Origin of the sequence: Brachyspira innocens ATCC 29796, from assembly GCF_000384655.1 — a bacterium.
Lineage (GTDB): Bacteria > Spirochaetota > Brachyspiria > Brachyspirales > Brachyspiraceae > Brachyspira > Brachyspira innocens.
Window position 1 is genome coordinate 1 of sequence record NZ_ARQI01000060.1, and the last position, 10,504, is coordinate 10,504.

At 28.5% G+C, this 10,504-nt stretch carries 8 protein-coding genes and 2 pseudogenes; 5 read left to right on the forward strand and 5 right to left on the reverse strand.

The genetic code is table 11. From position 1 onward, the window contains the following. Positions 1-291: 291 nt before the first annotated feature. The 3 genes from F811_RS0101370 to F811_RS0101380 form a co-directional block, all read right to left on the reverse strand. Positions 292-1,281, reverse strand: a complete 990-nt coding sequence (locus F811_RS0101370; protein WP_020003512.1) for an AAA family ATPase — start codon at positions 1,279-1,281, stop codon at positions 292-294. A 9-nt stretch (positions 1,282-1,290) separates the two neighbouring features. Then, positions 1,291-1,800, reverse strand: coding sequence for a BatD family protein (locus F811_RS0101375; protein ID WP_020003513.1), 510 nt, complete (start codon positions 1,798-1,800; stop codon positions 1,291-1,293). 65 nt (positions 1,801-1,865) lie between these two features. Further along, on the reverse strand, positions 1,866-2,612 hold the full coding sequence (locus F811_RS0101380; RefSeq protein WP_020003514.1) for a hypothetical protein: 747 nt from the start codon (positions 2,610-2,612) through the stop codon (positions 1,866-1,868). 269 nt (positions 2,613-2,881) lie between these two features. Here F811_RS0101380 and F811_RS0101385 point away from each other — a divergent pair, with 269 nt between their 5' ends. From F811_RS0101385 to F811_RS0101395, 3 genes are all read left to right on the forward strand, one after another. Next, positions 2,882-4,195 carry an MATE family efflux transporter gene (locus F811_RS0101385; protein ID WP_020003515.1) on the forward strand — a complete coding sequence of 438 codons (1,314 nt, stop codon included), beginning with the start codon at positions 2,882-2,884 and terminating at the stop codon, positions 4,193-4,195. 78 nt (positions 4,196-4,273) lie between these two features. Further along, positions 4,274-5,077 carry a 7alpha-hydroxysteroid dehydrogenase gene (gene hdhA / locus F811_RS0101390; RefSeq protein WP_020003516.1) on the forward strand — a complete coding sequence of 268 codons (804 nt, stop codon included), beginning with the start codon at positions 4,274-4,276 and terminating at the stop codon, positions 5,075-5,077. Positions 5,078-5,172: 95 nt separating this feature from the next. Then, positions 5,173-6,633, forward strand: coding sequence for a B12-binding domain-containing radical SAM protein (locus F811_RS0101395; RefSeq protein WP_020003517.1), 1,461 nt, complete (start codon positions 5,173-5,175; stop codon positions 6,631-6,633). Positions 6,634-6,720: 87 nt separating this feature from the next. On the opposite strand, the pseudogene F811_RS15940 reads toward F811_RS0101395, so the two are convergent. Then, a pseudogene (locus F811_RS15940) lies at positions 6,721-7,710 on the reverse strand (ABC transporter substrate binding protein). Positions 7,711-7,894: 184 nt separating this feature from the next. Between F811_RS15940 and F811_RS0101405 the strand changes: the two are divergent. Then, positions 7,895-8,932 (forward strand): glycosyltransferase family 9 protein, encoded by a 1,038-nt coding sequence (locus tag F811_RS0101405; RefSeq protein ID WP_020003520.1) that lies wholly within the window; start codon positions 7,895-7,897, stop codon positions 8,930-8,932. Positions 8,933-8,940: 8 nt separating this feature from the next. Here F811_RS0101405 and F811_RS0101410 read toward each other — a convergent pair whose 3' ends face one another. Next, a complete protein-coding gene (locus tag F811_RS0101410; RefSeq protein WP_020003521.1) occupies positions 8,941-10,008 on the reverse strand; it encodes a metallophosphoesterase family protein in 1,068 nt (355 codons plus the stop codon). A 285-nt stretch (positions 10,009-10,293) separates the two neighbouring features. Here F811_RS0101410 and F811_RS15375 point away from each other — a divergent pair. Next, positions 10,294-10,504: pseudogene (locus F811_RS15375) on the forward strand (hypothetical protein); the annotation flags it as partial.

Here is a 10,504-nt window from a genome sequence, read left to right on the forward strand (position 1 = left end):
TACATTATATAGAATTATCAACTTTTTTGCCGCACAAAAAAGTTTTTGCCAAAGGCACGCTTCGCGAAAAACGCAATTACTAGAACTTTATACTTTAAAGATATGTATTAAATGTATGATAATACTCGAAATTTGGGCTACACCTTGCCTACGGCACGCAGAGCGAGGCGGACAGCGTCACAAAAGAACTGGGGTGTGGCACGACTGTGTGCTTCGCAGCAAAGCCACGCAAATATCAACATTTAAAAAATTTATTTTTTGACAAACTATAGTTGTTTAGGTATATTTTAATTAAGGCACATTAATATTAGCAAGCAGATTTTCTATTATCATATCGCTGTTAATATTTTCTGCCTGTGCTTCATAGCTTATACTTATTCTATGTCTTAATATTTCATAAGCTACTGCTCTTATATCTTCAGGCATAACAAATCCTCTTCCCTGCATCATAGCATTAGCTTTTGCTGCTTTTGTAAGGTATATTCCAGCCCTTGGAGAGGCACCATATTCTATATATTCGCTTTGTAACTTATATTCTTTTGGGTTTCTAGTGGCGTCTATAATATTAACTATATAATCAATTAATCTTTCTTCTATATGTATTTGATTAGCCAATTTTCTTAATTTTTCTATAGTTTCTATAGTGGTTATAGGTTTTAATTCTTCTGGTTTTGAAGAGGACATATTTTTTATAATAGTTTTCTCTTCGCTTTTAGTAGGATATTTTACTATTACTTTAAGCATAAATCTGTCAACCTGTGCTTCAGGTAATGGGTAAGTACCTTCCTGTTCTATAGGGTTTTGAGTTGCAAGTACCAAAAATACATCTGGCAACTGATAAGTGGTATCACCTATAGTAACCTGATGTTCACCCATAGCTTCTAAAAGTGCCGACTGTACTTTAGCAGGCGAACGGTTTATTTCATCTGCCAATATTATATTTGAAAATATAGGTCCTTGTTTTGGAACAAATGCAGAGTTTTTTATATCATAAATTTCTGTTCCTACAATATCAGCAGGAAGCAAATCGGGTGTAAACTGTATTCTTTTGTAGCTTGCATCTATAGTGCTTGCCAATGATTTTACAGTTAAAGTTTTAGCAAGACCTGGTACTCCTTCTAATAGTACATGCCCATCACATATAATACCCAAAAGAAGTTTGTCTATCATATTTTCCTGACCAATTATTACTTTTTTTATTTCGCTTTTTATAGCCTGTACAACATCAAGTGCCATTTTTGAAGCTTCAGAAATAGCCTGCAAAGAATTATTTTCTGTCATGTCAATTTCCTATTTTATAGTTTTTTTATTTTCAAATGCTTTTTTATTAAAATTATGCTGTTCTTTTATAAACTTAAATATTAAAAAAGCTATAAGAATGATTATAACCCATTGTCCTATCATAATTAATATAAACCAAGGACTGAAAACTCTTATATTATATTCTTTAATTAATTGCTCCTGAGGAACTAAACTATTTCCTCTTTCTACATTATAGTATGCAGCTTCTAGTTCAGGTATTTTTAATTTCCCTTTTCTAAGGGGCTTTAGTGTATAAGTTATTTTATAATTCATAGTAGGAACTTCATTATCTTTATGTATAGTTTCCATTTCTATTTCTTTATTAATAACTTCAAAGTCACTTATAGCATTTTCATTGATGCCGGAAGGTTTGAACTTACCGGCATCTCCAGTATAAAGAAGAGAATATTCTATATTTTCCCATTCATACATACTTTTTTTATTAACTTTATCTTCTACTATTACTATAGGATATAATAGTACATTTGTTATTATCATTATTAAAAAAATATAGTATTTAATCATTGAAGTAGATTATATAAAAATGTAAAAAAAGTCAATACTTATCTTCTTAACTTATTAAAATCAAAAGTATACGACAATGATACACCTATACCAAAGTAAAAACCGCTTGCAAGCTGTTCCAAATACGGAGTAAAGTTTAATGAAAGACTAGCATCACTGTTAAGTACAAGATAAAGTCCTAATCCTAAATGATTAAGATATAAAAAAGCACTGTTATAAAAATCATAGGCTATATGATACTCTAAATATATACCAGCAAGAGAAAATCCGAATAAAGCTCCGGGGTATACTCCCAAAGCCATTTTAAGCCTTAAAGATTCTACAACACCTCTAGGATCATTAAAATACATAGGAACTTCCAGATTGGCATACATAGTTAAAAAATCTCCTAATCCTATTAAATAATGTATTTGAGGATTAAGACCGAATTTTTGTTTTGATGAACCGGGGAATAATACTTCAATAGCTCCTATAAAACCGTTAAAAAACTGAAATCTAGGCATTATTGAAAACTGAGGCTCTCCCTCAACACCTACACCTAATTCTGGAAGATACGTCATAGGAAGTACTCTTGCAAATATATCAAAGTTTCTAAATATACCGAAGTTAATCATAATAGGACTTGATAAGGTATATTTTTTAGTACCTATTCTATCATTATTAACATAAATAGTACCGCCCAAACGCAATGCACCTGTCATTCCAGTGTACATCTTATATGGAAAAGAATAAGCTAATGCTGATAATACAGACATTAATATAAATGTAAAAATTAATCTTCTCATATATTAAAAATCTTCCATAGTATTTATATTTCTATAATACACTTAATACAAAAAAATATCAATAAATAATGTTAATAAATAAATCATTTAATTTTTATAAAATATAGTATATTATTAGTCCTAAATTTGACTTTTAAACGGTATTGTGGTATAATATAATTAAGTTCATCGGAGGACTTATTGGAAATAGAAAATACCAAAGGTTGGATAAGATGTCTAATTATTAGATTTCTTTTCCAGCCTTTTATTTTTTGTAAGGGGGGTGTTTTATGGATATTCTTAAAACAGATGTAAAAAAAATATTTTTTAAGTATTTATATGCAAGTTTTGGCAGTGCTTTAATAGCTGCTATTTATTCTATAGTCGATGTTGCTATGGTTGGGCAGTATGAGGGAGATAATGGAGCTGCTGCTTTGGCTGTATTTGCTCCTATATGGAATATAATATACAGCATAGGCATGTTATTTGGTATAGGAGGTTCTGTTCTTTTTAGTAAGGCAAGAGGTTCTGGAGATTATAAAAAATCAGATATTTTCTTTACTTCTTCATTCATTGCTTTGTCAATAGTTATATTTATAGTTTGGGTTTTATCAATAGTATTTGAAGATAATATACTTTATTTTTTTGGGGCTGATGATGTACTTTTAAGATTAGCTAAAATATATTTTCTTCCTATAAAAATAATTCTTCCTTTATTTTCATTTAGCCAATTTTTTGCTGCATATCTTAGAAATGATAATGCCCCTATGAAAGCAACTATTGCCGTTATGGCTGGTGGGATATTTAATATATTTGGAGATTACTTTTTTGTATTTGTATGTGATATGGGTATATTTGGTGCTGGGCTTGCCACTGCTATAGGACAGGTTATTACTGCTTCTATTTTAATATCTCATCTGTTTACAAAAAAGAATACTTTAAAATTTGTAAAAGTAAATAAATTATTTTCATTATCAAAGAATATTGTATCAATTGGTTTTTCAACATTTTTTATAGATATAGCAATGGGAATACTTTCTTTAATGTTTAATAATCAGATAATGAAATATTTTAACTCTTCAGCATTGGCTGTGTATTCTGTTATAATCAATATTAATATATTAGTTCAGTCATCAGCTTATGCAATAGGACAAGCAGCACAGCCTATAATATCTTCTAATTTGGGTGCAGGCAATATAAACAGAATAAAATCTGCAGTAAAATACGGTATATTTACAGCTCTAATATTAGCTATAGTTTCTACTTTATTTACATACTTTAATACTGACTTTTTAATGAAAGCATTTATGAAGCCTTCAGATGAAGCTTTGAGTATATCAAAAAATATTATGAGATCTTATTTTATATCATTCTTAATACTTCCTTTTAATGTATATGCTACATACTATTTTCAGGCTATAATGAAACCAACTGCATCATTTATAATTGCAATATTAAGGGGGCTTATAATAAGCGGTATTTTAATATTTATAATGCCTTTAATATTTGTAAGAGATAGTATATGGTATGTTATGCCTATTACAGAAGTTGTAACTTTGATAGTAACAGCAGTATTTTTTATAAAATATAGAACTTTAAAATAATTATATATTTTATAGAAATAATTACTAAATCGAATATAATTATTTAGCATAAACATTATAAAAAGGAGATTTAAGTAAATGAAACTTTTAGATAAAAAAATAGCATTAGTAACATCAGCAACCAGAGGTATAGGTTTAGCATGTTCAAAAAAACTAGCTGAAAATGGAGCAAAGGTTTATTTAGCTGTAAGAAGATTTGATGCAGGTAAAAATATAGTAGATGAAATTATAAAAAATGGCGGAGAGGCTGACACAGTATATTTTGACGCTTCTAAAGAAGAAACTTTTACTTCTATGATTGAAGAGACAGTAAAAAAAGAAAATAGAATAGATATACTAGTTAATAATTTCGGTACTACTGATACTAATAAAGATTTTGATTTAATTAACGGAGATACTGATGCCTTTTTTAATATAGTTAATGAAAACTTAAAAAGTGTTTATCTTCCTTCAAAGGCTGCCGTTAAGCATATGATTAATACTGGAGGAGGAAGTATAATTAATATTTCTTCAGTAGGAGGAATATTTCCAGATATGTCAAGACTAGCATACGGCATATCAAAATCAGCAATCAACTTTCTTACAAAAAATATTGCTGTTCAGTATGCAAGACAAAATATAAGATGTAATGCTGTACTTCCGGGGTTTGTTGCAACTGATGCTGCTATGGAGAATATGTCAGAAGATTTTTTGAAATTGTTTTTGAAAAATGTTCCATTAAACAGACCAGCAGAGCCTGAAGATATTGCTAATGCTGTACTTTTCTTTGCAAGCGATTATTCATCATTTATAACAGGAGAAACTATGCCTGTAGCTGGAGGATTCGGACTTCCTTCACCTATGTACAGTCAGTATATGGATATGGGCGGAAAGAAAGGATAATATTTTTTTACATTATAAACTTATTTACATTTTTACTTATTAAAGTATAATAATTTTTTAATATTTAGTAATTTAGTAAAAAGGTAAATTAATTTATGAGTAATAAAATAAATAATATATATATAGGCTATCCTCCGTTTGAAAGCGACAGAGGAGTGGCATTATTGTCCCAAAACAGACAGTTTCAATGGTTTAAAAGCCCAACATATATTTACCCTGTAGTACCAGCTACTGCAGCAACTATGATAAAAAATGCAGGTTATGAAGTTGACTTTGTTGATGCCATTGCTAGAAATATGACAACAGAACAATGGTACAAATATTTAGATGAGAAAACTCCAGACTTATTATTTTTTGAGGTGAAAACTCCTGTTATATATAAGGCTTGGAAAATAGCTGATGACTTGAAAGCTAAATACCCAAATATGATAGTAGTTATTGCTGGAGACCATGTTACTGCTATGCCTGAAGAGACTATGAATAACTGCAAAGTTGATTATTTGCTTACAGGCGGAGATTATGATTTTCTTCTTTTAAACTTAATAGAATATCTTAATGGAAAAGCACAGTTAGAAAAAGGAATATACTACAGAGAAAATAATAATATAAAAAATACAGGATTTTTTGAATTAAGACATGATTTAAAAAGCCTTCCATTTATAGACAGAGATTTAACTCAGTGGCAAAGATACGCATATGACAACGGCAACTTCAAAAGAATACCTGGTACTTATATAATGGCTGGAAGAGACTGCTGGCATCATAGATGTACTTTCTGCTCTTGGACTGGTATATATACAAATTTCCGTGCTAGAACTGCAGAAAATGTTGTTGATGAAGTAGAGTTTCTTTATAACAAATACAATATCAGAGAGATAATGGACGATACAGGCTGTTTTCCAGTAAAAAAATGGCTTAATGATTTTTGCAATTTTATGATAGACAAAAAACTAAATAAAAAAGTTAATATAGACTGCAATATGCGTTTCGGAGCATGCAATGAAGATGAGTACAGACTTATGAAAAAGGCTGGATTTAGATTTTTATTATTTGGTTTGGAATCAGCAAGTCAAAATACATTAGACAGACTTAAAAAGGGAAATAAGGTTGAAGAAATCCTTCCGTCTTGTAAGGCCGCTTCCGATGCAGGACTTTCTCCTCATGTAACTGTAATGCTTGGATATCCTTGGGAAACTGAAGAGGATATTGAGAAAACTTATGAGCTTACTAAAAAACTTCTTCTTAAAGGGTATGCCAAAACTATGCAGGCTACAATTATAATTCCTTATCCGGGAACAGAGTTGTTTAATCAATGTAAAAAAGAAAATTGGCTTACTACAGAAAATTGGGAAGATTATGATATGCGTAAAGCTATAATGAAAACTGATGTAGGCGAAGAGAAAATAAAAGAATGGATACAAAAACTTTATAATCTAAGTTTTACCCCGCAGTTTTTGATGCATAAGGTATTATCTATAAGAGATTTGGACGATATTAAATATTATTTAAGAGCTTTCAAAAAAGTATCATCTGGACACTTAAAAGATTTTGCTTAATAGTTTTTTGTTTTTATAAAAATAGACCTGCAGTATTAGACTGCAGGTTTTGTGTTATGTAGTATCTAAAAAATATGGAACTTGTTTTTAATTCATATATATATCATTAGGTATAGTAAGTCCTAATTTATTTATCATATTTGTATTTACAACGAAATTGTAGCTGTCAACTGTTTCAAGAGGTATATTTTTTATATCTTTAATACCTTCCAAAACCTCTATTGCTTTTTTAGCAGTAAGAACTCCCATATCATAATAATTAACTGAATATGTTACAGTGCCTCCTATTTTTGTCATTCCAGCATCAGCACATATAACTGGAAGTTTTTAGCTCTCTTCTATCATAGCTACATTTGCCATACTGTTTGCTATGATATTATCAGTAGGTGAAAATATAGCATCAACTTTATCTGCGGCACTTATCATCATCTGCTGTATCTCATTTGCATTTGCAACAGTCAAATCTATATATTCAAGTCCTAGTGAATCCAATTTTTCTTTTGCTAATTTTATCTGATATAATGAATTAATTTCGCTTGAGCAGTATAAAAGTCCTATTCTTTTTGCATTAGGAAGTAATGTATGCATGAGTTCTATTTGTTTTTCTATAGGAGGAAGATTTATTGTGCCTGTTACATTTACATTAGGTTTATTAAGATTGGTCACTAATTTTGCTCCTATTGGGTCGCCTATTCCCGAAGCTATTATTGGTATGTCTTTGGTGAGATTTACAGCCGACTGAGCTGCAGGAGTGCCTATTGCTATTATGATATCGCTTTTATCATTAACAAATTTTTGTGCTATAGTATTACAATTTGCCTGCTCTCCCTGAGCATTTTTATAGTCTATTGCTATTTTTTTATTGCTGTTATTATAGTATTTATTAAGTTCATCTTCTATTCCCTTATATATCAAATCTAATGCATCATGCTCTATCATCTGGCTTATACCTATCTTTATTACCTTATCATTTGATGCGTTTGTCTTTTTATCATTTTCATGCCTGCTTATACCAAATGCTCCTACTAATACAAATATTGCTATTAATATAAAAATTATAATATGATTTTTTTTCATTGTTATTTCCTTTATTAAAAATATTTAAGTATGTATAATTACTTTATGTAGTAATATTACTATATAAGGTAATATTTGTCAATACTGTTTATAGTAATTTTTCTATATTTTATAATTTTTTATTGATATATTATAAAATTATTATATGATTATGATATTATAATAATGCAGGTTATATAATTTTATGAAAATACTTTTAATAAAGCAAACTTCTTTGGGCGATGTTCTTCATATGACACCTGTTATAAGGGCATTAAAGAAATGGAAAGCTGACTGTCAAATAGATGTAGTAACAGATAAAAGAGCATTAGGTATATTAGAAAACAATCCTTATATAAATAAACTATATGTTTTGGATATATATAAATATGAAAATGAAATATTTAAATCTCCTTCATTATTTTTTTCTACGATAAGAGAGTTTATTTCTCATATATCTGAAGTAAGAAAAGAATATTATGATATAGCTATGGATTTGCAGGGACTTGAGAGAAGCATAATATTTTTATATTTATGCCACGCTAAAAAGAAATATGCAAAGGGTAAGTGGTTTGGAGTAAAAAGTAATTATTATAAGGATATAAATGCTATAGAAGGGCTTATATCTTTTCTTAAATTTATTGATTGCCCTGATGACGGTACTGATTTGGACTATTTTTTACCAGATACCATAGAAGCAGATTTTAATAAAAAAATAGAGCATATAAAGTACAGCATAAACAGTAATTTTAATATAGATAAAGAGTATATAGTTTTTTCTCCATTTTCAAGATGGGATACTAAAGATTTATCAGTAAATAAATCAAGAGAAATAATCAAAGAGATACAAAAATTAAAAGATATACAAATAATAGTTTCAGCTACATCAGATTATGATAAAGAATGTTTGGAAATAGTGAAAGGATTTGAGAATATTTTAAATAGTTCTGGGCTTTTTAATTTACCAGAATTAGCATATTTAATAAAAAAATCAAAGGGAATGGTTACAGTAGATTCATTTCCAATGCATACAGGTTGTGCATTTCAAAAACCATTAATAGCAGTATTCGGTCCTACAAGTGAAGTACGTGTTGGACCTATAGCAAAAAACTCCGAGACTATAAGAGTTGAAAATTTAGAATGTGCCAGATGCTATAAAAGAAAAAATTGTCCTAATAATCATGTATGCATAGAAAATATTGACGCAAAACTTCTTGCTGAAAGATTAATAAAAAAAATATAAAGTTTATATCATCTTTTATTTTGCAAAGCAGAATATATTTTTTCTATTCCTATACGTTTGGCAATTTCAACTATTTCTAGGTCTTCTTCATTATTAGTAGCAAATTCATGCTCTTCTGCTATAGCTAAAAACTCTTTTATTATGCTTTCATTATAAGCATTTTCAAGCAGGAATAACTCTTTAGTTTTTATATTAATATCACGTACATATTTTGAATATTTATTTTTTATGCTGTTTATTTTTTCTTCAAGTTCATTTTCATCTTCAGCTATTCCGTAAATATTAATATCTATAATATCATTTGTATTCCATTCAGAGGCTTTTTGTTCTAAATTTGATATGTTATAAATATTGCTTTCATATACTCTGTATTCGCCTGCATTTTTTATATTGATAAAACTCTTATTTATAGAGTTATTTTTTATATCAATAGCCAAACATCTTCTTTCACCCATTTCTGATTTAGTTCTTCTCCAAACTCTTGCAGAACCTGTGTATATTATTGGTATATTTTCAATATTAACTTCCATTTGTTTGTGAATATGTCCTACCACTGCTATATTAGGCTCTATTTTTTTTATTATATCTATAGGTATGCTTGCCGCCTCTTCATTTTCCTCTATAGCCCATAATGTGCCTTCTATTATACCATGTGCTATTACTATTCTGTTGTCAGCATTTAGATTTTCTATTTTTTTATTTAATTCATTGTCTATAATATATTTTTCACTGTAGGGTAGTGCTATAATATCTAAATTATCTATATTAAAAAAACTTATATCTTCTATTACTATTAAATTATCAGGAAACTTTAATTTATTTAATGTTATGCCTTTTGATTTTAGGTTTTCATGATTACCTTTAAGTAAGTATACATTTTTATCATAGCTTTCTATTTTTTTTGAGAATGTATCTTTTAATTCCTGCAAATCTTCAAATGTATTAAAAGTATCTCCAAGGAAAAGAAGTGCATCATAATTTTTTGCTTGTTCTAATATTTCATCTAATACTGAAAGCGAGTATTCTTTTTCCTGAAGGCTTAAATGCAGGTCGCTTGATATTAATAATTTAGGCATAATAAACTTTCTCTTTTTTAATTTAATATAAATAATATTTTTCAAACTGTATTTTTGTATTATAAATTAAATATATCAATTAATCAATATACTTAATTTCAAAACTATTTTTTATTTATTTTTTAAAATTAATAATCAAAAAAATACAAAATTTTTACGGATATTTTTTTATTTATACGTATTAATAATTGAAGCAATGATTTTATAATCAAAGGTTATTGTATTTATATACAGAATATATTTATTAAAGAATTTTACCATTTTTTAAAAATAGGGGCTATACTTATGAAAAATAGATTGTATTTAATATTGTTTTTACTAATTTTTATAATAGTTTTGATAGTTTCATGTAAGGGGATTAATATTTTAAGCCCTACACATATACCGCCGCCAACTGACTTTAGATTGCCTGAAGACACAATACCAAGTCATGTTGATGTTAATCCAGTGCCTGCTAAAGACGGCGAAGTATTCGGAGGTTTTAGAAGGAAGTTCA